Source organism: Pseudoalteromonas sp. TAP-3C, from assembly GCF_059888565.1.
On the sequence record NZ_JCBFEM010000002.1, the window covers coordinates 413,715 to 438,717 of the forward strand.

Consider the following 25,003-nt stretch of genomic DNA (forward strand, 5'->3'; position numbering starts at 1 on the left):
TAAATTATGAGCCTTAAAAAAACGGCTCATACTTACAACTTTAAAAGACGCGGCATAAAGCCGCTGCTACCCAGAATATTAGCTACTTGTAGCAGCGGGTTCACCCCGCGTCGAGGTTTAATTTTAGGTAATAGGATCGGAACCCGAAGCTCTTTACCTCTAACCTTTCAACTCAGCTGTAAACCCCCGTTACACTTTGATTAAAAAAGCCGCACACTAATAATAAGTGTGCGGCTTTAGTATTGTCCTTTTTTAAAGCGGTTACTTATTTAGTAAATGCTTTTCAAAAAAATCAGCCATCATAGTATGGTAATGCAAGGTGGTGCCTTTGCCTTCACGTAGGCTGTGTGAGCGGTTGGGGTATGAGAAAAACTCAAACTGCTTGTTATGCTTTACAAGCTCGTTAATTAAGCGCTCTGAGCCTTGGTAATGCACGTTATCATCGCCTGTGCCGTGAATAAGCAATAGCTTACCGGTTAGGTTTTTAGCAAAGGTAATCGGCGAGGTGTTATCGTAACTCTGGGGATCGGTATTTGGGTTGCCCGCGTAACGCTCTTGGTAAATGGTGTCGTACAAACGAATGTCTGGCAACGGTGCTGAAGCAATCCCTACTTTAAATTTATCACCATGGCGGAACAGTAAATTAAGGGTTGAGCTACCGCCGCCTGAGTGTCCCCATACGCCAACGCGATCGGTGTCTATTACATCCCAGCGTTTAGCCATAGCATCTAGGGCGTCTACTTGGTCTTGCACGGTAATTGAGCCAATTTTTTTATAAATCGATTTGCGCCAATCCCGGCCTTTTGGTGCACGTGTACCGCGGTTATCAACCGATGCCACAATAAAGCCTTTTTGCGTTAACAGTGATTTATACAAGTAACTGTTACCTTCCCAGCGGTCTTGTACCGTTGAACCCCATGGTTCGCCGTATACGTAAAACACAATTGGGTATTTTTTACTTTTATCCATGTTTTTAGGGAACATTATGTAGCCGTCAAGCTCAGTACCATCTTGCGCGTTGACTTTAAAAAACTCATGCTTTGGTAAGCTTTGTTCAACAAGCTTTTGTTTAAGCTTTGTATTTTCAACTAAGGTTTTTACATTACTATGATTGCTCACTTTAATGATCTCTTTAGTCGGTGGCGTACCAAATTTTGAGTAAGTATGCATTGCCCATGAGGCATCTTTTGACATGTAGTAGCTGTTTGAACCTTCAAACTCAGCAGGTGTGACCCGTACCGGTTTGCTGCTGCCATCAAGCGGTGTGCTGTATAAATAACGCTGACCAGGATCGTTTGGCGAGGCAATAAAATACATTACGTTTTTATCTTCATTGATGGTAAGCATATCAATAATGTCGTAATCGCCTGGGGTTAGGTCGATAATAGTTTTGCCATCGCGCGATACACGATAAAGATGACGCCAACCGTCGCGTTCGCTATGCCAAATAAAAAACTCGCCGTCTTTTGACCAGTTGGCTTTGTAAAACCATTCGATAAAGGCATCGTCTTTGTCTTCTAAAATTTTGGTCAGTTGCTGCTTTTTCCAATCAAACAACCACACTTTATTATGGTTTTGCGGACGGTTTAAGTCTTGGATCATTAACTCATTACCGGTGCCTGCCCAGCTAATACGCGGAATGTAACGGTCGCGGTTATCGCCTTCAAGCTCAGCCCAACGGGTTTGTTTATCACTAAGGCTTACCACACCAACACGCACGGCAGAGTTAGTTTCACCCGCTTTAGGATACGGGAATTCTTTAAGGGTAGGGTAGAGCTCATCGGTGTTGTTGATCATAGTGAAAAATTTAACATCACTGGTATCAAGCTGCCAATAGGCGATTGATTTGTTGTCGGGGCTCCAACGAAAACCATCGGCAATAGTAAACTCTTCTTCGTATACCCAATCAAAATTACCGTTAACTATGGTGGCGTTACCATCGGTTGTGAGTGTAATGGTCTAATGAAACTGGAGAGGTTTATAGCGTAAAATGAGCTAAACCGAAAAGGTATCAATATGACTAGAAAATCAAAAGTAACACTTAGCGCACAACAAAAACTCGAATATGCCAAGCTTATGGTGGAGGAAGGTTACATCAATAAGCAAATTGAAGAAATGTCTGGCGCTGGCAAGTCCGCCGTATCACGTTGGAAGCAACAATATTTATCTGAATTAGAGGGTAATAGCCCTGAAAATGCACACGCATTTACACCTGAACAGCAACGTATTCAATCATTGGAGAAGCAGCTACAGCGTGCTTTAAGGGATAATGACATATTAAAAAAAGCCACCGCTTTCTTCATTCGCGACAATCAAAACTTAAAGTAATGAAAGAATTGAAGAAAGCAAACACAGATTACACTATCACTGAATTGTGTCGTATTTTAGAGGTCAGTATGAGTAGCTATTACTATGAGCCTGTCAAACCCGATGAACAAGAGCAGGTGCTTTTAGATTTAATTGAATCGATAGCTGATGACTCCGGTTATACGTATGGCAGACGTAGAATACATGCTGAACTCAATGCGCTTGATCACACCATAGGGGTGTATAAAACGGCGACATTAATGAATAAGTTGAATATACAAGCCATTGCGCCGAAGAAAAAACATTATTATCCAGATTCAGGTGATGATCATAAATACGCACAAAACCTTTTAAAACGACAATTCAACCCAGATACACATAACACGCATTGGGTTGGTGATATTACTTACATTAGGAACCAGCAAGGCTGGAGTTACTTGGCCTGCGTGTTAGATTTATCAACGAAGGAAATTGTAGGTTATGCTTTATCAAAAAGCCCTAATGCTGAATTAGCCAAAGCCGCATTAAATAATGCGATTAAGCGCCAACAGCCGGTCCTTAATCAACTGATGTTTCATTCAGATCAAGGCTGTCAGTATTCAGCGGCCACGTTTAGAGAGCGGTTATCACAACTGACTATAACGCAAAGTATGAGTCGCCGAGGTAATTGTTGGGATAATGCCGTTATGGAGCGTTTTTTTAGAAGTTTAAAAACAGAGCGCCTGAATCGTCTTTCATTTATAAATCATGATTCAGTGGTAAGTGAGGTGGATAATTATATTCAGTTTTACAATTACAAACGCAGGCATTCAGCGCTTGATTATATGACACCACATCAGAAATATAATGAATTAAAAAATGCCGCTTAGGATCTCTCCAAAATTAGTTGACCATTACAATTGCAAATGGCTCGTCTGCGCCCTCTGGCAACAGCTTTTCAAACTCAACCAATACTCTACGGCCTGTGCCGTCAGCATTGTAAAATACAATGTCGTTGCCTTTTACGCCGTGCTCTTTTTCATCATCGGCGTTGTTATCGTCTGCTTTTTCTTTTTCTTTTTCGCTTTCGCGCTCTTCAAGCACAGTGTAGCCGGTACCATCGTCTAGCCACTTAAAATAAGTGCTACGCTGGGTTTTAAACTCTTTATCTTTATAAATTTGCGCTAGGCTTAATGGATTATTCACGGTACTCATCGCTGCATTGTTGTTGGTTGTTATGCTGGTACTTGAACATGCTTGCAAGCCTAAGCCCGCAACAATGGCCAGTGCCAAGCCCGATGTTTTGATCAGATTCATTGTTATTGTTCCTAGTATTCGATTACATTTACTGTAACAAAATAACGCACACAATATCAGCATGCTTAACGCACAAAGCGATGGTTTAAACCCAAACTTTTATAATTAATTACCATGCTGGATTTTTAAATTCTGCACTGAGCGTGTCGATTAGTGCTCTGACTGTTGCCGATAAATGCTGTCGAGAAGGGTAAAGCACATATATTTTCATTGGGTTTAATGTCCATGGCGCTAATACACGCTGCAAGCGATCATCCAGTATATATTGATTTGCCAAATACGTAGGCTGTACTGAAATACCCCCACCGGCTATGGCTGCATGAAGTAATGTGGTGGCCTCGCTTGCACTTAAATTACATTTAACATCAACCGATTGAAACTCATCCCCGTTGTGTAAATGCCAAATATATCGGTCGAAGTTTTTATAGCCTAAACACTGATGAGTGCTTAACTGTTGTGGTGTCGTTATTGGCGGATAATCTGCAAGGTAGCCGGCTGAGGCCACTAATATAGATTCACACTCGGCAATCGGTTTACCTATTAACGAAGGATCAGGATTGGCTGCAATACGTATTGCCAAATCAACCCGTTGCTCTATTAGATCTGTGGTTGAGTCTTCAAGATCTATGTCTATTTGCACGTTAGGATGACGTTTCATAAAACGTGTAAATATAGGGGCTAATTGTGAAAAACCTAACGACATACTGGTCGCTACTCGTATTTTACCTGACAACTGTTGCTGGCTTTTAGTTTGTTCAACTAAACGGTTAGCCTGTGCTAACCATTGCTCTATTTCAGGTAAACAGGCCTCGCCAGCGGTGGTAAGCGTTACTTTACGGGTAGTGCGATGCAATAAGCGCGTATTTAACCAAGCTTCTGCCGACTCAATATGACGAGTAACCATAGGGCGTGACATTTCAAGGCGATCGGCAGTGGCCGTAAAACTGCCTGAGTAGGCAACATCCACAAAAACCTGCGCTGCGGTGAGTTTATCCATAGTATTTGCACGATTTATGAAACAATGATGCTAATTATTGGTTGTTTTTCTGAACATATCAAACCTTTATTATGCTCGCATTAGCAACCAATGATGAGAATACCATGAACCTACGCACGCTTTTATCAAGCACACTATTAGCCAGTAATATCGCTATTGCAGACGAAACCCCATTAACCCTTGACGTGTATAACGCTGACAGCAATAGCTTTCATGTCAATGCCACACTTGTTTATGGCCGTACCGATGCAATTTTAATTGATACCGGATTTACCAAAGCCGATGCACTGCGCATTGCCGCTAAAGTAATTGATTCAAGCAAGCAACTAAAAACTATTTTTATTAGCCAAGCCGATCCTGATTACTACTTTGGCGCTGAAGTGCTACAGCAGTTTTTTCCTGAAGCAGAGATTATAACCACACCCGCAGTGCACCAAAAAATAGCAGCAAAGCTTAAAGGTAAACTTGCTTTTTGGACACCAAAAATGGGTGAAAACGCACCAAAAAACCCCATTGTACCTAAGGTATTTAATGGTAATAGCTTAAAAATAGAAGGCCATACCATTGAAATTCGCGGCACAGAGGGTGAGCATAATCATCGTCCATATTTATGGATACCTGATAATAAAGCTATTTTAGGGAATGTGGCAGTGTACGCTAATGTTCATTTATGGATGGCAGATGCACAAACTCAAACAGAGCAAAATGCATGGGCAAAGCAACTTAATGAAATGAAAGCACTTAAACCAACCACGGTGATCCCTGGGCATATGAAAGCAGGGACTCAGCTAGACGCTGCAAATATTGATTTTTCACTCCAGTATTTAAAGGATTTTGCACACGCTAAGCAAAATAGTGATAGCAGTAAACTATTAATAGATAAAATGACCAACTCATACCCAGAGGCTGTATTACCTATGGCTCTTAGCATTGGCGCTAAAGTTCATAAAGGCGAAATGAAATGGTAATTGCTTACGCTTAACCACTGTAATAAATGCAGTAGAACCAAAAAACACGCCTATCAAAGTCTGGCGTGTTTTTTATTATTGCCACAAATACATACTGGCTCGCTTATTGGCAATATTTAATTCAAATACCTCAGTGCGCAAATATTATGTGCGGTGTTTATTCATCAAGCTCTAAATGCGCGCGTTCAACGCTTTCTTGAGGTAACTCTTTTTGCACCGATACACCCAACTCCTTAAATTCTGAGGCTTGTTTAATTAAGTTACCTTTACCGCGGTATAACTGAGAAAATGCTTTATCGTAACTTTCTTTGGCTTTATCGAGCTGTTTACCCACACCTTCCATACTGGTTAAAAAGCCGTTGAGCTTGTTGTAAAAACGCTCGGCTCTATTAGCCAGCTCTTTTGAGTATTTAGTTTGCTCTTCAAAGCGCCATAACTGTTTAACAATGTTTAAACTGGTTAGCAGGGTAGTAGGAGTCGCAACCAGAATGTTTTTTTCAATGGCTTGTTGGTAAATATCACTTTGGTATTTAAGTGCTTCTACAAAGGCGGATTCTATGGGTACAAACATAATAACAACCTCAGGCGAGTTTATCCCTGGGAGGCGATCATACGATTTACTGGCCAGCTCATTTATACGCGCCGTTACTGCATTTACATGCTCTTTAATGGCTTGCTGAGACTCAAGCTCAGTGTCGGCATTGACATAACGGGTATAGGCATTTAACGATGTTTTCGCGTCAATCACTAAGTGCCGTCCTTGGGGTAAATACACCACCACATCAGGACGAAGACGGCCATCTTCAGTATTAAACGATACTTCGCGTTTATAGTCTGTGCCTGCACGAAGCCCTGCGCTATCAAGCACGTTTTCAAGCATGAGTTCTCCCCAATTACCTTGGGTTTTCTTTTGCCCTTGTAAGGCATTACTTAATCTATCTGCTTGCTCAGTTATGGCTTGGCTTTTAGCTTGTAAATGAAGCAGCTCGGTTTTAAGCGCTGCACGCTGCTGTAAGTCTTCAACGTGAATAGATTCCATTTTATCTCTAAAACCTTTTAGCTCACCTTGAACTGGCTTGAGTAATTGCTCTATGCTTTCTTGATTAAGGGTTTTAAATTTTTGCGATTTTTCTTCTAAAATTTGGTTAGCTAAATTTTCGAACTCTTTTTTAAGTATTTCTTTACTTTGCTCGATGTGGGCAAGTTGTTCGCTAAAATGCTGCTGCTTTTGCTCAAGAGTAGTGCGTATATTATTAAGCTCTACATCGCGTAAATTGTACTGTTCACGCAGGGCGCTAAGTTCGGCTTCGGCTTTACGCCAATATTGATTATATTGTTGGCTTTGTTTTTCTTGCTCAGTTAATCGGGTTTTAAAATGCTGTGCCTGGTCGCGTTGCTCTTGATGAGTAAGCCCTAGTAAATCGTGCTCTTCAACCAATGCGGCATATTGGCTTTGCGTTTGCTCATGCTGGCTTTGTAATAGCATTAACTGTTGTTGTTGCTCATTTACTTGGCGCTTTATTTTTTTGCTTAATTGCATTGATACAACACCACAAATAGCCATGCCTGTTAGAGCGCCAGCACTTACACTTAACCAATCTAAATGGGATAAAAACGAAGTAAACATAAAATAAACTTTTAAAATTTAGTGACATGCCATCATAACGAATTACGCTCTTTAGCAGTAGGGGTAACGCACTAAATTAAGCACATAAAAAAAGCCAGCTATAAAAGCTGGCTCAGTATTACTAAATTAGTAATTAAACAGGGAAATCAACATGAAACTTGCATATCAACTACAAGCTTAATAATAGACTCAGCTATTTATGATTAGTTCAAAATATTTTATAAAAAGTATAAATTATATCAGACAAAGAAAAGCCAGCGCTAAATAGGCTGGCTTAATTATTACTATTTCTAGTAATTACACTACGGGATATCAACATGAAAGCTTGAGAAAAACTGCAATTTAACCAAGCATATTAATAGACGCCTGTAATTAATATAAGTTCAAAAATTTATGTCGACTTTTAACTTTTAATTAAAGACAGCATTTGCTGTTCATCAAATTGGGTAAAGCTCATTGATTTTTCGGTAAATAATGCATCAACAAGTGCTTGTTTATCTTGCTGCATCTGAAAAACTTTTTGTTCAATGGAGTTTGCCATAATCAATTTATAAACAAATACTGGATTAGTTTGGCCAATGCGATAAGCACGATCAGTGGCTTGTTTTTCAACCGCTGGATTCCACCAAGGATCAAAATGAATAACCGTGTCGGCTTGAGTTAAATTAAGCCCTGTACCACCGGCCTTTAAGCTGATTAAAAATACCGACGTAGTGCCACTGGTGAATTCGTCTATTACTTTATCGCGATGACGCGTTTGCCCAGTTAGCAAACTAAATTTAATATTGAGCTCATTTAAGCGCTCTGCAATTAAATCAAGTGCAGAAGTAAACTGGCTAAATATAATCACCTTACGGCCAAGGCTGAGCATTAAAGGTAAATGGCTTGATAACCATTCTAATTTAGCACTAGCAGCATCAGTTTGTGGCTCGATCAGCTTAGGGTGACAACAAATTTGGCGCAGCTTTAACAAGGCTTCTAAAAAAGCAAGTTTACTTTTTTGCACGCCTTGTTCAGCAAATAAATCAATGAGCTTTTCCTCAAGCGCACGCGTAATGCCTTGATACATATCTTTTTGTTTAGGTTCAAACTCAAATTCTTTAACAAGTTCGGTTTTTTGCGGCAGTTCTTGCGCAACTTGGGCTTTAGTTCGGCGCAAAATAAACGGCATAATTAACGCTTTAAGCTGCTCTGCACGTTCAATGTTACTTTCGCATTCAATAGGGCCTTGAAAGTGTTGTTTAAAGTGCGCCTGCGAACCTAAAAGTGAGGGCATGGCAAAATCGAGTAACGACTTTAATTCAAATAAATTGTTTTCAATAGGAGTACCACTTAAGCAAAGCTTAAAGTCGGCATTTAAACGTTTTACTAACCGTGACACTTGTGCGGTATCGTTTTTAATATACTGGGCTTCATCAAGAATGATGTTTTCAAAATACAGTGGCGAGTAATAGGCTATGTCACGTTTTAATAGCGGATACGTGGTTAAAATACAGTGTGCTTGCGCTAAGTGTTGAAGTAATTCGTTACGATGCGCGCCAAAAATAGTCGTCACTTTTAAACTTTTAGCAAATTTGGTTATTTCGTTTTGCCAATTACTTACTAAGCTTGTAGGGCACACAATTAGTGTAGGCCCCGTTTGCGCTGTACTATAAGAACTAGCTAAATAAGCAATTACCTGCAAGGTTTTACCCAAGCCCATGTCGTCCGCTAAAATACCACCTAACTGATTACGCTTTAAAAAATTAAGCCAAGCCACTCCCTCTTGCTGGTATTCTCTTAACACCACTGAATCGTGTAAGCCATGAATGGCGATATTAGGCGATAGTAGCGCATCGTTATTTAGCTCATCAAGATAGCGCTCTAATGATGGGTCGTGTAACTCTACATTTATGGCTGTGTGCTGAACTAATTCAGGCAAATATGAAAGCGGAATATTAAATTCGTCGCGCGTTTTAATAAATTCAAAGCGAAGCTTAAATTCAATTAATAAATTAAACGCGGCTTTATCTATAACCCCAAATTGACGACCTATGGGATAGTAATAAAATAATTCGCTTTGACGATTCAACGATTCATACAGTTTATTATTTATATTAAATAAGGTAGCTACTTTGGTATCGTTTAACACTACTTTACTATGCATTTGATGGCCAGCGGCTCTGCTTACATGCAAAGAAATTTTGCTTTTAGTATCGGCAACATTAATTTTGCTCATTGCTACTTGCCAGCCACGCTGCTTAAAACTTGGCAACACTTCGTGTGCTAACCAGTGTAAATGAATAGCCGATTCCTGAGCAAAAATAAATTCGCTGTGTAAACCCCCTTTACAAAAATCAAAGCCTAGGTTGACCAGCTCATTAGTCACTGTGTTTTCAAATGCACTATTTATAAGTTTTTCAGGCGCCGTACCCGCTAAGTAATTTTTATTTTTATACTTAAACGATAACGAAATTGCTAAAACTTGACCCGACATGCTGACTTTAAGCACCGCATTATTTAATGACTTAATCGATGTAGTGGGTGCATTAATTGGGTGCGGTATAACACCTGCGCCAAAATTATCAGCAAGCTGATTATAAATTCGATCAAAGTTTGTATCGTGCAGTGCAGGTATCGTTTGCAGATGAGCTATTTCGTCAGCACTTAAGGGGGTGCGAATGCGGCCTAATTTATATGTATCTAAATCTAAGTAAATAGGCGGCGTAGTTTTAATTAACGCCCAGTTAGGAATTTGCTCAACATGAATTTTTAACTGGGTTACCTCTTTTTGTTGCTCCCAAACAAAGTTAAGGGGTAAGCCAGGTTGCGCTTTTATAGGCACTCGAGAGCGCTGTAGGAACAATCGTTCTGTGGCTAATAATTGCTGCAACGCGTTAAAACCCCATTGCCCTTTAAGCTCAATATTACCCACCGCATTTTGCGAGCGGATCCAGCTATATAATCTAAAATCACTTTCTAGTAGGTCGCTAGGAGTGACAAAACTATTAAGCTGTTGCTCGGTTAAATTGCGACCCAATGCATAGTTATTATTTTTATCGTAATTGGCAATTTTAGGCGTTAAGAATACTTTGTTATTTTCTATGTCTAATACAAATAGTAACACTTGCGACGGCTGTGCTTGACCGGTGTTTTTAAGTGCACTAAGTTCGCTAAACCAATCATTAATAAAATAGTCTTCACCGTATTCACCTGAATGTTCAATTTTAAGTTTTAATAAAATCGCAGCCAAATGGCGACATTTAGTTTTAGCATTGCAGGTACAGTGAGTGTCAACTGAATAGCCAGTTGGTAATTTACTGATCTCAATCCGTTGATTAAATGCAACACCTTTATCGCCTTGTACCGTTGAGTCAACCACAGAAAAATCTGCATTATGTTCTAACCAGCTTATTTGGCCGTGCTTATAATAAGATTTACCTTTAGCTAACACTGTGGGTTTAAACAATTTTTTTATAAATCGTTCAGAAAGAGGAAACTGGGTAGCCTGCTCATTTTTGATTTCTTCAAAAATAGCCATTAAATCATTTTTTGATAAGTTAGCAGACATGTTACTCAAAGTATTAGAATTTAAAAACAATTTTTCCAGTATATGCCTTATCAGCGACGAGCTAAAGCAATATTATTTTTAAAATGGACTGGTTGGATCTGATTAGTTAGTAAAAAATTGGTTTATAGGCTATTAGCGATCATTGTCTGATATGGTGCACTAAAAAACACGTTTAAATTACAAAATAAAATAAACAATTAACTTTGCAAGGAAGTTTTAGTGAAACATAGATCAGCTTTTTACTAACAAGATACAGAAGGGCACTAAAAGAGGGATTTAGTTAGTAAAAATACGATCCATGATGGTTTAAAGTGTTGTTTGAACGTTTTTAGCCATTAGAGATCATATTTTTACTAACTAACAGTGAGTTCTAGATCATTATTTAACTAACCTAACCTCAATTACAGATCACTATATTACTAACTAATTAAACGCACTTAATAATTTAGTAAGTTGATCTAAGCGTTTGTCTGTCATCACTTTATTATTTATTTTAATAGAAACATCACCGCTTCTAAGGTTGCGTTGCACGCTAATAAAGTCATTTTCTAAAACGGCTTCACGCTTTGATACCGCTTTGGGTTCGGCCGTCAAATATTTTGTTATTAGCATTGCGCGCTTGTCGTCTGCTTTTAAGGCGTTAACTTCATTATTGTCAGCCAAGGCTATAACTAACTCGTTAAATGCCTCCTCATCGCGCTCCTTAGCGTTAATAAGCTTTTTAGCGACTTCTCTACCTACATGATTAGCCGTCGGATAAAGAGCGATAACGTCCGCTGATATTTGTTCATGCGCTTTTATTGCATCAGCAATGGCGGTATGTGATACCCCTTCAATAGCTGCAATTTCACGGTACGATCCTTTTTTGCCTTGTTGGATAAGCTCGTTTCTGGTTTGCTGATAGGCTTGCCCCAACTCCCAAAGACTCGGGGCAATGTATTGATCAGAAGAGACCGCGAGTACTTTGGCATCTTGCTCAGTAAAATCACCAGAGCTTAAAACAAGGTAATCTGCCCCACCTAAAATACAAGCTTTACGGCGTCTTGAACCTGCAAGAACGAGACTCATGTCACCTTGATCCCACAATAGGGCAGGATGTTGATTACGGCCATCTTCTTTAATTGCAGGAAGAATATCGGCTACCGACTTTTCGTTTAAAAGCGCTTGCACACGTCGGTTTTTGCCATAAACCTGAGTCGACTTTTCAATCTCGTTGTGAGCAATCACTTTACAAATAAGGGTTATTTCGCGGTTAGGATCACTTGGTGCGGGCATACGAATAACATCGCCAGCATTGGCTTGTTCTAATAGAGCGTCAAGGCTGCTGCTGCCAACAGCGGTTGCAAAGGGATCTAAGCGGGTGTCATTTTTACGTTTTTTAGCCATTTTTAGTTAACATCCTTACTTAGGCGTATTTAATTTTGATTGTGTAGATTGCCAGTTTGAACGAATTAGCATTTCAAGTTCATCAACAACATCTTTGATATTTTCTTGTGCGCGCATTAACGACTCTCTACTCGCTAAGCTGTCAGACGCCTTTTGATCAAAAATGGTATTAAACGAAGATGAACTCGCCGTAATTGCTGAACTATGATTGATAGGGTAGCTCATAACTTGACGACCAAAGGCGCTTCTTACATCTTTAACAATGTCACGTTGTGAGTGATTGCCTTTTACATAATTGGTAACCAAAAATTGCATAAAGTCCCAACCTTCGTGACCAAGTGCTGCAACTGTATGGTAAATTTCACCCAAACGTTTTAAATATTTATTATTCGCGTCAAAGTCTACCGCTTCAGGATGAACCGGTATAAGCATGGCCGTAGAAGCCATTAATGCATTATAAAACATAAAGTTAAGTGTAGGAGCTGTATCGATCAATAAAATATCAAACTCATCTTTTACTGGTTCAATAACGCGCTCTAACAATTTATGGTAATGGCGTGTTTGCTCATAGTTTGAGGTGTCTTTAAGCAAAGTTGCAGTTTCATGTTCAAAATAAAAGTCGTCCATACCTGAGGGTAAAACACGAATATTAGGAATATGTGTTGGTAAAAAAGAACTTGAGACAAATTCAGGCCATGTTTCGCCTTCATCAAGGTCAATGCAATCACGCATTAAATCACCGACGGTAATTGGATCGGGCTCAGAGGATGGAAAAAAACTTGATGACGAGCCTTGAGGGTCTAAGTCAACAATACCAATGCGATAGCGCTTTATGTTTGTAGTGGCAAGGGCAGCTGCGATATTAACCATGCTGGTTGTTTTACCACAACCTCCTTTTAATGAATTAATAACAATGACTTGAAGTTTGTCTGTTGGTGCACGATGATCGGGTTTTATATCCATGATATCGGCCATAGCAAAAATATTAACCAAGGTATAAGCGTAATGACCGTTTGCACCACGTTTTATATTTAAATCGTCAAAGTCACCATTGTCATGGCGTCTTTTTAAGGTACGATTATTACAGCCAAGTAAATCAGCTGCTGCTTTTTGGGTATAAGTTCTTAATTCTTTTTCTTCAGATTTAAGATGGGCGCGGTAATGTTGGATACGTCCTTCTAGTGATTTTTCAGCAACTTCTGCGGTTGCTTTTAAAAGTCGATAAGTATCTAGCGCGTTATTATTGATAGACATACTTTATTCCTCAAAGTTAGGCGTTTAGTATAATGTCCATTCAATTAGCTGTAAACAACTATTTATGACGACATGCATTTTAAATACATGACATATAAAATAATTTTTACACCTTTAAGATTGCTTAGTATAAATAAAGAAGTTTAAGTATGGTTAAATATATAAGGTATTAAAGGCTAAGGGTGTAAAATACATATATAACATGATGATTTATATAAATAATGTTTTAAAAAGTGGATCAGCATTGTACGTGGTTAAGATCAGATCCTTATCTACTTGCAGATCAGCTTTTTACTAAGCGAATATTTACAATCAAAGTTACGCACAGGTTAAGCACTGAGTTACTCACAAAACCACCCCTGTAGATCATATTTTTACTAAGTAAATTATAAAGTTATGCACCTAATATGCCCACCAAAGATGTGTTTAATTAGTATAGATCTGATCTGTAGTAAGTACAGATCAGATCTATGCTAACTCAGACTAAGCTTATCCACAGGGGTTTAAAATATTTATCTGATTTGTCGTGTAAAATATAAAAAAAAACACTTTGTAATGGACAAAATTATTATTCAGTTAGTAAAAATTTGGCTTATCAACACTCAGTTAGTAAAAATGTGATCTGAAAACCTTTGTTTTGAGTTTTCCTTAGTAAAATACTGATCTGAGCATTTTATTTGAAGTCAGATCACTTTTATACTAACTTAAACATTTAACTTTTGTGGCTTTATGTGTTGTTATTAGCTGTCACAATAAAAACGGAAATAAAAACCATGAGCCGAAAGGTCAACATCTCGGTAGATAACTTGCCCGATACACTTAGGGGCCAAATTCACGGGGTGGAAAGTGCAATTGATAACGAGAGCTTAGCACTATTTACAGATAACAAAGATGTGCGAATTTCGATAGAAAATGCAGCCCATGGGTTACGCGCTTATTCTAATACATTTAACCATTATGATTTGTGGGGACGCTTTGTTCGCTCAGGGCATAAAAAATTGCCACTTGAAGAAGCCCCTAAAAAAACCATCATTACACGCAGAATATCTGAGAAAGTAGATGGTATTTTATATGATGGTGAAATTAAAATAACACCTGCTGTGGTAAGTACTCGCAAAGATGGCGAAGATGTAGAATATTTGGTTTGGCCATCAGACAGAGAAGAGAAAGTAGAGCGCGCACTAATTCGCCTAGCGTCAAAGGGCAAAATTGTAAAAATTAATTTTAAATCAGGTATTCAATATGCCGTTGTGTTTTCTATGAACGAATTAGCACAAGAGCTTAAAGCGGTTGGGCAATCTATGCCATATCCGCAAATTAAAGAATCGCTTGAAGCATTACAAGGTTCAAAACTTTCCTTTAAATATTCTGCAACAGATACAAAAAATTCTGATATTGATGATTCATTCTACGAGTCTAACATGAACTTTTTATCGTCTTTACATTTTAGCGGTAAGAAAGGCCAAGGTGGAAATGTAAAATGCGTTGCATGTTTAAATGCATTTGTACATAACATGATTGATAACCTTGAATACAAAGGCTATTACTTTAATAGTGCTCAAGAGTTAAAGCGCGGATTATCGCGTTGGATGATGTTACGTTTATATCATTTGTGGCGTTATGCTGCGCCAGGTAAAACCTACCATTTTAGATTACTTTCTATTATGGAAAAATATGGTTCTATTTATTCAACCGATGACATAACAGAAAATAAATTAAAAGCACTGCGTCGAGATATGACCACGACGATGAAAGATTTAATTGAAAAAGGCGCAATATCTGAGTATAGCATTACCAATGTTAAAGATGACAAAACAGGTAACATTGTTGATTACACTTATGAAATGCATCCGTCAGATCAATTTTGTGATGAAATATTGGCATTAAATAAACACAACAAGCGTATTGAAATACAAGGTGGTAAACGGATTGTTGAAAATGCAGTATTGATTGATGAAGATAAGTTGGAAGAAATAGTAGAAAAATAATCATATTAATTTTTACTGACTTACTATATTAAAGGCCACATACAGTGGCCTTTTTAACATAATCAATTTGTGACTTGTTCTAAATATAATCGATCTACTAAAAAATCATATTCACGTTTTCGTGGATGCGATAAGGGTTTTTCGTAATTTGGCAGTTGGCCAAATTTTACATTGGGCTCTGGATTAATAAGTATAAAAGGTAAAGCAGCACTAACATGATAGCGATTTTGTGCAGTGTACCGTACATTAACTTGAGGACTAACTCGAGTAGGGCGCCTAATTCGTAATTTTTCTTTTTCACCTAAACTGGCAACACGCATTTGTTCTTGCGCAACCAGTGACTGCCATTTTTGTTGATCAATCATTCGCGGATTTTTATAGCCAGCGGACTTTTCCAGCATGTCTAAAGCCATTTTTTTTGTTAGCGTTTTTGTAGCGTGTTTATGCATCCAAGTAAAGCGAACAGAAAAAGGGGAATCAGTTTCACTATGAATTTTACGATACGCCGCAAGCGTTATTAAATTTGGCATTGCATTATGCACCGCTTCAAATCGTGCGTCATTATTATCTATTGCTAAAATACAATTTTTAAATGCCGCTTTTGCACTATTTACCTGTGCTATGCGATCAACAATGGCTTGTTTATTCGCCTCTTTTATTACGAGCAAACCAGGGTGTCGTTTTAATACTCGGCTGCTTAACCCTGGTTTTTTGTACATATCAGAGAAAGAATTTAAAATTGCCTTATGCGCCAATTCCGCTGTTATTTTTGAAACGTTTATAGACTCAGGAATTATATTTTCTTCAGTACTACTAATCTCAGGTAATTGAAAATACTCTGCTTTAGCAAAGCCAACCTCTTTAAGCTCATCAATTAAGCTAAGTGTTAATTCATTGAGCAAATCAAACTGACTTCTTATTTGTACTTTTGTAACCATAACACCACCAAGAACACATCTTACTATTCAACTATTTTCGCAAATAACCTTTTGCTTTGGTAGTTTTTATTTTAAATTTTACTCCATTGTTCAGATGTATATTAAATTTAATAATGTATGATGTGTTCTTTATTTGTTGTGTAAACATTTATATAATAATATTTTCTAACTTACTAATAGTTATATATAAACGCAGTATAAAGGAGTAGGTATAAACCAGCAGAACTTTCAGCCAGCATATATATTTGAAACTACATAACTGTCGGCTGATATATTTAATTTTATCTGTAAAGTTAAGAATACATATAGCCAATTTTAGTATGATGTGTTCCTTTTGTTAACGTTATCCTAAACCACTTAGCTAAGTGGCTACAAGCAAAGCTAAATAAATACCACTCTTACTTTATACCCTATTGTTTTTTAATGTTTAATGGTTCTTTATTTATAAATTTATAATCAATAAAACAGCCAAATATGGGCTCGCAGTCCTATTTATACTTACCTAATAACTAAATAATTGGTAAATAGTGTATTTAGTCCTTGAACAAAGCACACTGCATACGTTAATTTCATTACATCAGGTAATAAGAATGAGGAATGAACATGCAATCGTGGAACCCAAATAGCTGGAGAGAACTGCCAATACTGCAGCAACCACAGTACCCAGACCAAGACGTATTAAAATCGGTAGAAAGCCAACTCAAAAGTGCCCCGCCTTTAGTATTTGCCGAAGAAACAAGAAGTTTATTTAAACAACTTGAAGACGTATGCGAAGGTCGTGCCTTTTTGCTTCAAGGTGGAGATTGCGCAGAGTCGTTTAGCGACTTTAATGCCGCTAATATTCGCGATACATTTAAAACCATTTTACAAATGGCTGTAGTACTAACCTATGGTGGAAAGTGCCCGGTTGTAAAAATTGCACGTATGGCAGGTCAATATGCTAAACCGCGTTCTGCCGACTTAGAAACGATAAACGGCGTTTCGTTACCATCTTACCGCGGTGATATAGTAAATAATTTTGAGTTTACTGAAGAAGCGCGTATTCCAGACCCTCAACGTTTAATGACTGCGTATCATCACAGTGCGGCAACGCTTAATCTGCTTCGTGCTTTTGCACAAGGGGGCCTTGCTGACTTACACCAAGTTAACCGTTGGAACATGGGCTTTGTTGCTGCTAATCCACAAAAAGCAAAATACCAACAACTTGCAGACAAAATTCAAGACGCGCTAGAATTTATGGAAGTATGTGGTATTAATTCATCTATAGCGCCAAGCTTAAAAGAAACTGATTTATACACATCACACGAAGCGTTATTACTAGGCTACGAAGAAGCATTAACACGAAGAGATCATTTATCAGGTGACTGGTACGATTGTTCTGCACATTTTGTTTGGATTGGTGAGCGTACTCGCCAGTTAGACCACGCGCACATTGAATTCTTTAAAGGGATTAAAAACCCAATTGGCGTTAAGGTTGGTCCAGGTATGGATCCTGACGAGCTTATCCGTTTAATCGATGCGCTCAATCCAGATAATATCCCAGGTCGATTAACACTTATCACGCGAATGGGTGCGGATGTATTACCAGAGAAGCTACCGGCACTTGTTCGCAAAGTGCAACAAGAAGGGCGTAAGGTCATTTGGAGTTCGGATCCAATGCATGGTAATACCGAAAAAGCGAGCTCTGGTTACAAAACGCGCAGCTTTGATAATATTATGCGCGAAATCAGCCAGTTTTTTGCTGTTCATAAAGCAGAAGGGTCTTACGCAGGCGGTGTTCATTTAGAAATGACTGGCCAACATGTAACAGAGTGTACCGGCGGTGCATATGGTTTGTCTGACGATGACTTAGCGCAGCGTTACAAAACACAATGTGACCCACGCTTAAATGCTGATCAGGTATTAGAACTTGGCTTTTTAGTCGCCGATTTACTAAAAGATGCGCGAAAATAATATCCGTGCATACATAATAAAAGCCGCTTTTATTTAGCGGCTTTTTTGTTTATTAACAGTAGTTACCTGTTTAAATCAAACGTTAGTTTGTTAGTACTTACGACGCTCAAGCCCTGTATCAGAAATAATTTTTGCTGAAATTTCTTCTACAGAATGATGAGTTGAATTTAAAAACGCTATTTTATGCTTTTTATAGAGCATTTCAACTTCTCGCACTTCAATCCGGCACTGCCTGATTGATGCGTATTTAGAGTTTGCCATACGCCTGTCTCTAATCGCAGCTAATCGTTCTGGGTCTATAGTTAAGCCAAACAGTTTATGCTTGTATGGTACTAGGCATTTTGGTAAACCTTCGCTTTCTAGGTCGTCTTCGGTTATCGGGTAGTTAGCTGCTTTAATGCCATATTGCAACGCTAAATAAAGACTGGTGGGTGTTTTACCGCTTCGACTTACACCTATAAGAATAATATCAGCTTCAGCAAAATTTTTAATATTACCGCCATCATCATTCATCAACGCATAATTAACGGCATCAATCCTAAAATCATAACTTTTTTCATGAATAGAATGCGTTCTGTGTACTTTTGGCACTGGCGCTACGTTAAGCTCTTTTTCAATTTTTTCACTATATGTTGTTAAAAAGTCATACGATACCGCATCGGCTGAGCGAATAATATCAGAGAGCTTATGGTTCACAAAAGTAAAAAATACTAACGGCTTTTCACCTTGCTTAGATGACGTGGCGTTAATGAGCGCTTTTATCTCATGCGCTTTTTCTTCAGTTTCTACAAAAGGGATTGTTTTATGATTAAATTCGACCGGAAATAAAGATAAAGTCGCATGACCAAACACCTCAGATGTTATTGCTGTGCCATCTGAAATATAAAACGCAGTTCTCATAAAGCCTCTTTTTTATTATATTTAATTTTAAAATCAGTGTATCACGGTTTACGTAAGGACGTTTGCCAGTGTAGAATGAAGATGACCTTTATAAAAGGTTTTCTTTCTTAACTCTCACAGTTACGACTACAATTTGTTTTTTGGAGAAGATCCGTGCAAGAATACGTTCTCTGGTATCAAGAGCTTGGTATGCAAGATGTTCCTCGAGTTGGTGGTAAAAACGCCTCACTTGGTGAAATGATTTCAAACTTAGCTAACGCAGGTGTGCAAGTCCCGGGTGGTTTTGCGACTACCGCAGACGCTTTTAACGAGTTTTTAGAACAATCAGGACTCAACGCAAAAATTCATAACATTTTAGATACACTCGATGTTGATGATGTAAACACACTCGCCAAAGTCGGCGCTGATATCCGCCAATGGATTATCGATACCCCATTCCAACCTAATCTAGATAAAGCAATTCGCGATGCATACAGCCAGTTACATGGCGACACCACTGCAGATGTTTCATTTGCTGTTCGTTCATCAGCTACTGCTGAAGATATGCCAGACGCCTCGTTTGCAGGCCAACAAGAAACGTTCTTAAACGTTGTTGGTATTGATTCTGTAATGACCGCCATCAAACACGTATTCGCTTCGTTATTTAACGACCGTGCGATTTCTTATCGTGTTCACCAAGGCTACGATCACCGTGGAGTTGCGTTATCAGCAGGTATTCAACGCATGGTTCGCTCAGATAAATCATCATCCGGTGTGATGTTCAGTATTGATACTGAATCGGGTTTTGAAGATGTGGTATTTATTACATCGAGCTATGGGTTGGGTGAAATGGTTGTACAGGGCGCCGTTAACCCAGATGAATTTTATGTTCATAAACCAACGCTGCTTAAAAATAAGCCAGCGGTAGTACGACGTAATATCGGCTCAAAAGCTATTCAAATGATCTACTCACAAGACAAAGCCCACGGCAAACAAGTAGAAATTGTTGATGTAGATCCCAGCCTTTCAAATAAATTTTCGATTACAGATGAAGAAGTGCAAAACCTTGCCAAGCAAGCTGTAATTATAGAAAAGCATTACGGTCGTCCAATGGACATCGAATGGGCAAAAGACGGTAATGACGGCAAACTGTATATAGTTCAAGCGCGTCCAGAAACTGTACGTTCAAACGAAGATTCTAACGTAATGGAATCCTTCCAACTAAATAGTAGCAGCAATGTTATTGTTGAAGGCCGTGCAATTGGTCACAAAATTGGCAGTGGCGTGGTACGTGTGCTTGATTCAATAAAAGAGATGGACCAAGTACAAGTAGGTGACATACTGGTTACCGACATGACTGACCCCGATTGGGAACCTATCATGAAACGCGCAGCGGCGATTGTTACAAATCGTGGTGGTCGTACATGTCATGCTGCAATTATTGCCCGTGAGTTAGGTATCCCTGCGGTAGTTGGTTGTGGTAATGCCACAGATTTAATTAAAGCGGGTCAAGAAGTGACTGTATCGTGCGCCGAAGGTGATACTGGTTTCATCTACGAAGGTATTTTAGACTTTGAAGTGTTAACTTCACGCGTTGACAAAATGCCTGAACTGCCAATGAAAATCATGATGAACGTAGGTAACCCCGATCGCGCATTCGATTTTGCTCGCCTACCACATTCAGGTGTTGGCCTTGCGCGCGTTGAGTTTATCATTAACCGTATGATTGGTGTTCACCCTAAAGCGTTACTAAATTTTGATGCACAAACGGATGCATTAAAAGCTGAAATCACAGACATGATTGCCGGTTACGAATCACCGGTTGAATTTTACATTGGCAAACTGGTTGAAGGTATTTCTACCTTAGGGTGTGCATTTGCACCAGAGCGTGTAATTGTACGTATGTCTGATTTTAAATCGAACGAATACGCTAACTTAGTGGGCGGCCAGCAATACGAGCCAGAAGAAGAAAACCCAATGATTGGTTTTCGTGGTGCGGCGCGTTATATCTCTGAAGACTTCCGAGATTGTTTTGCCCTTGAGTGTGAAGCAATAAAACGCGTTAGAAATACCATGGATATGACCAACATCGAAATCATGATCCCATTCGTACGCACCCTTGAAGAAGGTAAACGCGTAATTGAACTACTTGAAGAACATGGTCTTAAACGTGGCGAAAATGGTCTTAAAGTAATCATGATGTGTGAACTTCCGTCAAATGCATTAATGGCTGAAGAATTTTTAGAATACTTCGATGGTTTCTCTATCGGCTCTAACGATTTAACGCAGTTAACGCTGGGTCTTGACCGTGATTCAGGTTTAATTGCGCATTTATTTGATGAACGCGACCCTGCAATTAAAAAGCTTCTTTCTATGGCTATTAAAACCGCGAAAGAAAAAGGGAAGTACGTAGGTATTTGTGGCCAAGGTCCTTCAGATCATGAAGATTTTGCTGCTTGGTTAGTAGAGCAAGGTATTGATTCTGTTTCACTAAACCCAGATACAGTACTAGAGACATGGTTATATTTAGCAGACAAACTCGCTAAATAAATTACCTTGTTAAAAAAATGCCAGCATCTGCTGGCATTTTTTATGAGTAAAATAAACAGTGTACCGCTGATCTGTATAAGTCGTTTTTTCATATAAATCTCATAATAGGCGTTTGACTTGATTATAATTACAGCTGCTTAAATTTCGATAAAAAGAGTGTTAAAACTGTAAAATCTTCAATTTTTATTAGCCATCACCATGATATAATTACACAAATGCATAAATAAGCGCCGCCATGATAGCAACGATAACACAACAAGATGCCGCGACCGAGCTGGTTGCAAATTATTTAAACATCATTAAAAATCAGGGGTTTACTGGAGATACTGACGCAAGTTATGCAACTAGACTGACTGCATCAACTGATAACAGTATTTACCAGCAGCTTCCGCAAGGTGTTATTTTTCCAAAAAGCGAAAAAGACATTCAAATTGCCTTACAAGCGGCATCTCATGATCCATTTTTGTCTTTAACTTTTGGCCCGCGCGGTGGCGGCACCGGAACTAACGGACAATCTTTAACCCCAGGTATCGTAGTTGACTTATCACGTTACATGCGTGAAATCCTCGAAATTAATGTAGAAGAGGGCTGGGTACGAGTTCAAACCGGTGTGATAAAAGATCAACTTAACGACTTTTTAAAACCGTATGGATTTTTCTTTTCACCCGATTTATCTACCAGTAACCGTGCCACCATTGGCGGCATGATCAGCACAGATGCATCTGGCCAAGGCTCATTAATTTATGGTAAAACCAGCGACCATGTTTTAGGGCTAACCACCTATTTAGTCGACGGCACAGCCATAACAACCCAGCCAATAGACATTGAAAAAGCAAAAATAATTGCCGATCAAGACACATTAATTGGTCAAATATACAAAACAGTTTTAGCTATTTCATTTAATGAACGCGACGCTATTTTAGCAAAATTCCCGCGGTTAAATCGCTTCTTAACTGGGTATGACCTAGAGCATGTGCTAAGTGAAGACTTACAAACTTTTGATATGAGCCGATTAATTACAGGCTCCGAAGGATCATTAGGTATAGTTACCGAAGCAAAACTTAACTTAACACCCATTGCTGAATTTAAAACACTCATAAATATAAAGTATGACAGTTTTGACTCTGCACTTCGCCATTCACCGTTTTTAGTGGATGCCCGTGCTACCTCGGTTGAAACCGTCGACAGTAAAGTTTTAAACCTTGCACGCGAAGACATTATTTGGCATTCAGTATCGGACTTAATAACCGATGTGCCTAATAAAGATATGCAAGGACTCAACATGGTTGAGTTTAATGCCGTTTCACCACACGATATAAAAGACAAAGTAGATACTTTGTGCAAATTATTAGATGAGTGCGTTGCTAACCAAACAAATGGTGTTATTGGCTATCAGTTAACCAGCGACAAAAGCGATATACTAAAAATATATGCAATGCGTAAAAAATCAGTGGGTTTATTAGGTAATGTAAAGGGAAACCAAAAACCGCTCGCGTTTGCAGAAGATACCGCCGTACCGCCTGAAAACTTAGCTGATTACATTGTTGAATTTAGAGCATTACTCGACAGTCATAATTTACAATATGGCATGTTTGGTCATGTTGATGCCGGTGTATTACATGTACGACCAGCACTTGATATGTGCGACCCAGAACAAGAAAAATTACTGCGCACAATTTCAGATGAAGTCGTAAAACTCACCGCTAAATACGGTGGGTTAATGTGGGGCGAGCATGGTAAAGGTTACAGAAGTGAATACGGCCCTGAATTTTTTGGTGAGCATTTATTTACTCAATTGAGAAAAATAAAATCGGCTTTTGATCCTAATAATAAAATAAACCCAGGTAAAATATGTACCCCGCTTGAAAGTGAAGACTCACTAGTGAGTGTTGATGGGCAAAAGCGTGCTTACTTCGATAAGCAAATTTCTATTGATGTTAAAACCAGTTTTAACAATGCCATGACCTGTAATGGTAATGGCTTGTGTTTTAATTATGATGAAAACTCGCCAATGTGCCCATCTTATAAAGTGACCGGCGATCGTCGTAACTCACCTAAAGGTCGCGCGGGTTTAATGCGTGAATGGTTACGTCTTCAAGAGTCAAAAGATGTTAATTTGCTTGAAGTAGAAAAAGCGCTGAACAAAGGTGAAGTGATCACCTGGTGGGAACGTTTTGTTCATAGCCGTGAAAAAAATAAAGGCGTTTACGATTTTTCTCATGAAGTTAAAGCATCAATGGACGAATGTTTAGCATGTAAAGCGTGTACTACCGCTTGCCCAATAAAGGTAGATGTACCAACTTTTCGTGCACGTTTTTTAAATTATTACCATAGTTATTATGCGCGCCCACTCAAAGATTATTTAGTAGGTAATATCGAAAATAGCGCACCGTTAATGGCAAAATTTGCTCGGGTTATTAACCCAATTGTAAAAACAACATTGGTTAGTAACCTCATTAAAAAAACGGTAGGGTATGTTGATACCCCGCAGCTAAGTATTCCAGCACTCGGTAAACGTGTAAACAAATCGCAAAAATTTGATTTAGGTTTTCTTAAAACGTTAAACGCTGATGAGCAAAATAATTATGTGCTCATTGTTCAAGACCCATTCACCAGCTTTTACGAAGCCGAATTGGTTGAAAGCTTTATTACACTGATCACACAGCTTGGAAAAAGACCCATGTTGTTGCCATTTAAACCCAATGGTAAACCCCAGCATGTAAAGGGGTTTTTGCATGAGTTTAAAATAACGGCAAAAAGTGCTGCAGAGTTTTTAAATCAACTTAACGAAATAAATGCACCATTAGTAGGTTTAGATGCGTCATTAGTGATGTGTTATCGCGATGAATATAATACAATTTTAGAAAATAACCGTGGTGATTTTCATGTGCTACTTGCCCATGAATGGCTAGAAACACAATCGTTTAAACAGTTAACGGCTAAACAAAATTTAAATACTGAATTTACATTATTGAGCCACTGTACTGAAACAACCGCTTTACCCAAAGCGGCAAGTGTTTGGAAAACTATTTTTGATGAACTTGGTTTAACATTAAACACTACAAATACGGGTTGCTGTGGCATGGCAGGTACGTATGGCCACGAAGCGCAAAACCAAGATAACTCAAGAGCACTGTATGAAATGAGTTGGAAACCTATTGTTGATAAAAATAAACCTGAGCAACTTTTATCAACGGGATTTTCGTGTCGAAGCCAAGTTAAACGTTTTGAAAAGTTTAAACCCAAGCATCCAATCGAGTTATTAGCTGAGTTACTTAAATAAAAAATAATATAAGAAGGCGGGCTTAAT

At 38.7% G+C, this 25,003-nt stretch carries 13 protein-coding genes and 2 pseudogenes; 6 read left to right on the forward strand and 9 right to left on the reverse strand.

The window, feature by feature from the left end; genetic code table 11:
- Nucleotides 1–261: 261 nt before the first annotated feature.
- Nucleotides 262–1,950: pseudogene (locus tag AC6H44_RS17770) on the reverse strand (S9 family peptidase); the annotation flags it as partial.
- A gap of 66 nt (nt 1,951–2,016) precedes the next feature.
- Between AC6H44_RS17770 and AC6H44_RS17775 the strand changes: the two are divergent.
- Nucleotides 2,017–3,176, forward strand: a protein-coding gene (locus tag AC6H44_RS17775; RefSeq protein WP_500735152.1) for an IS3 family transposase whose coding sequence is annotated in 2 segments (ribosomal slippage) — nt 2,017–2,290 and nt 2,290–3,176 — 1,161 coding nt in all. Because the reading frame shifts where the segments join, the coding sequence is not laid out codon by codon here.
- Between the two features lie 28 nt (nt 3,177–3,204).
- Here AC6H44_RS17775 and AC6H44_RS17780 read toward each other — a convergent pair.
- Nucleotides 3,205–3,603: pseudogene (locus tag AC6H44_RS17780) on the reverse strand (S9 family peptidase); the annotation flags it as partial.
- Nucleotides 3,604–3,712: 109 nt separating this feature from the next.
- On the reverse strand, nt 3,713–4,600 hold the full coding sequence (locus AC6H44_RS17785; RefSeq protein ID WP_500738548.1) for a LysR family transcriptional regulator: 888 nt from the start codon (nt 4,598–4,600) through the stop codon (nt 3,713–3,715).
- A 104-nt stretch (nt 4,601–4,704) separates the two neighbouring features.
- Here AC6H44_RS17785 and AC6H44_RS17790 point away from each other — a divergent pair, with 104 nt between their 5' ends.
- Nucleotides 4,705–5,568 (forward strand): MBL fold metallo-hydrolase, encoded by an 864-nt coding sequence (locus AC6H44_RS17790; protein WP_500739138.1) that lies wholly within the window; start codon nt 4,705–4,707, stop codon nt 5,566–5,568.
- 157 nt (nt 5,569–5,725) lie between these two features.
- Here the strand turns inward: AC6H44_RS17790 and AC6H44_RS17795 are convergent, their stop codons facing one another.
- From AC6H44_RS17795 to AC6H44_RS17810, 4 genes are all read right to left on the reverse strand, one after another.
- On the reverse strand, nt 5,726–7,195 hold the full coding sequence (locus AC6H44_RS17795; RefSeq protein WP_500738549.1) for a DNA recombination protein RmuC: 1,470 nt from the start codon (nt 7,193–7,195) through the stop codon (nt 5,726–5,728).
- A gap of 403 nt (nt 7,196–7,598) precedes the next feature.
- On the reverse strand, nt 7,599–10,745 hold the full coding sequence (locus tag AC6H44_RS17800) for a DEAD/DEAH box helicase (protein ID WP_500738551.1): 3,147 nt from the start codon (nt 10,743–10,745) through the stop codon (nt 7,599–7,601).
- Between the two features lie 423 nt (nt 10,746–11,168).
- Nucleotides 11,169–12,131 carry a transcriptional regulator gene (locus tag AC6H44_RS17805; RefSeq protein ID WP_500738552.1) on the reverse strand — a complete coding sequence of 321 codons (963 nt, stop codon included), beginning with the start codon at nt 12,129–12,131 and terminating at the stop codon, nt 11,169–11,171.
- 15 nt (nt 12,132–12,146) lie between these two features.
- Entirely contained in the window at nt 12,147–13,385 is a 1,239-nt protein-coding gene (locus tag AC6H44_RS17810) for an AAA family ATPase (RefSeq protein ID WP_500738554.1), read from the reverse strand.
- 773 nt (nt 13,386–14,158) lie between these two features.
- On the opposite strand from AC6H44_RS17810, the gene AC6H44_RS17815 reads away from it, so the two are divergent.
- Nucleotides 14,159–15,373: a replication protein A gene (locus AC6H44_RS17815; protein WP_500738555.1), complete on the forward strand. Its 1,215-nt coding sequence runs from the start codon at nt 14,159–14,161 to the stop codon at nt 15,371–15,373.
- Between the two features lie 62 nt (nt 15,374–15,435).
- On the opposite strand, the gene AC6H44_RS17820 is transcribed toward AC6H44_RS17815, so the two are convergent.
- Nucleotides 15,436–16,311 carry a DNA replication terminus site-binding protein gene (locus AC6H44_RS17820; RefSeq protein ID WP_500738556.1) on the reverse strand — a complete coding sequence of 292 codons (876 nt, stop codon included), beginning with the start codon at nt 16,309–16,311 and terminating at the stop codon, nt 15,436–15,438.
- A gap of 603 nt (nt 16,312–16,914) precedes the next feature.
- On the opposite strand from AC6H44_RS17820, the gene AC6H44_RS17825 reads away from it, so the two are divergent.
- Complete coding sequence (locus tag AC6H44_RS17825; protein ID WP_500738557.1) at nt 16,915–18,264, forward strand: class II 3-deoxy-7-phosphoheptulonate synthase; 1,350 nt, start codon at nt 16,915–16,917, stop codon at nt 18,262–18,264.
- A 90-nt stretch (nt 18,265–18,354) separates the two neighbouring features.
- On the opposite strand, the gene ppsR is transcribed toward AC6H44_RS17825, so the two are convergent.
- Nucleotides 18,355–19,164 carry a posphoenolpyruvate synthetase regulatory kinase/phosphorylase PpsR gene (gene ppsR, locus AC6H44_RS17830; protein WP_500738558.1) on the reverse strand — a complete coding sequence of 270 codons (810 nt, stop codon included), beginning with the start codon at nt 19,162–19,164 and terminating at the stop codon, nt 18,355–18,357.
- 153 nt (nt 19,165–19,317) lie between these two features.
- On the opposite strand from ppsR, the gene ppsA reads away from it, so the two are divergent.
- On the forward strand, nt 19,318–21,693 hold the full coding sequence (gene ppsA / locus AC6H44_RS17835; RefSeq protein WP_500738559.1) for a phosphoenolpyruvate synthase: 2,376 nt from the start codon (nt 19,318–19,320) through the stop codon (nt 21,691–21,693).
- 235 nt (nt 21,694–21,928) lie between these two features.
- Nucleotides 21,929–24,976 (forward strand): D-2-hydroxyglutarate dehydrogenase YdiJ, encoded by a 3,048-nt coding sequence (gene ydiJ, locus AC6H44_RS17840; RefSeq protein WP_500738560.1) that lies wholly within the window; start codon nt 21,929–21,931, stop codon nt 24,974–24,976.
- Nucleotides 24,977–25,003 lie beyond the last annotated feature (27 nt).

Coding starts and splice junctions, on each gene's coding strand:
- AC6H44_RS17815 (WP_500738555.1), top strand. CDS start 14,159: ATGAGCCGAAAGGTCAACATCTCGGTAGATAACTTGCCCGATACACTT.
- AC6H44_RS17825 (WP_500738557.1), top strand. CDS start 16,915: ATGCAATCGTGGAACCCAAATAGCTGGAGAGAACTGCCAATACTGCAG.
- AC6H44_RS17785 (WP_500738548.1), bottom strand. CDS start 4,600: ATGGATAAACTCACCGCAGCGCAGGTTTTTGTGGATGTTGCCTACTCA.
- AC6H44_RS17810 (WP_500738554.1), bottom strand. CDS start 13,385: ATGTCTATCAATAATAACGCGCTAGATACTTATCGACTTTTAAAAGCA.
- AC6H44_RS17790 (WP_500739138.1), top strand. CDS start 4,705: ATGAACCTACGCACGCTTTTATCAAGCACACTATTAGCCAGTAATATC.
- ppsR (WP_500738558.1), bottom strand. CDS start 19,164: ATGAGAACTGCGTTTTATATTTCAGATGGCACAGCAATAACATCTGAG.
- AC6H44_RS17795 (WP_500738549.1), bottom strand. CDS start 7,195: ATGTTTACTTCGTTTTTATCCCATTTAGATTGGTTAAGTGTAAGTGCT.
- AC6H44_RS17805 (WP_500738552.1), bottom strand. CDS start 12,131: ATGGCTAAAAAACGTAAAAATGACACCCGCTTAGATCCCTTTGCAACC.
- AC6H44_RS17820 (WP_500738556.1), bottom strand. CDS start 16,311: ATGGTTACAAAAGTACAAATAAGAAGTCAGTTTGATTTGCTCAATGAA.
- ydiJ (WP_500738560.1), top strand. CDS start 21,929: ATGATAGCAACGATAACACAACAAGATGCCGCGACCGAGCTGGTTGCA.
- AC6H44_RS17800 (WP_500738551.1), bottom strand. CDS start 10,745: ATGTCTGCTAACTTATCAAAAAATGATTTAATGGCTATTTTTGAAGAA.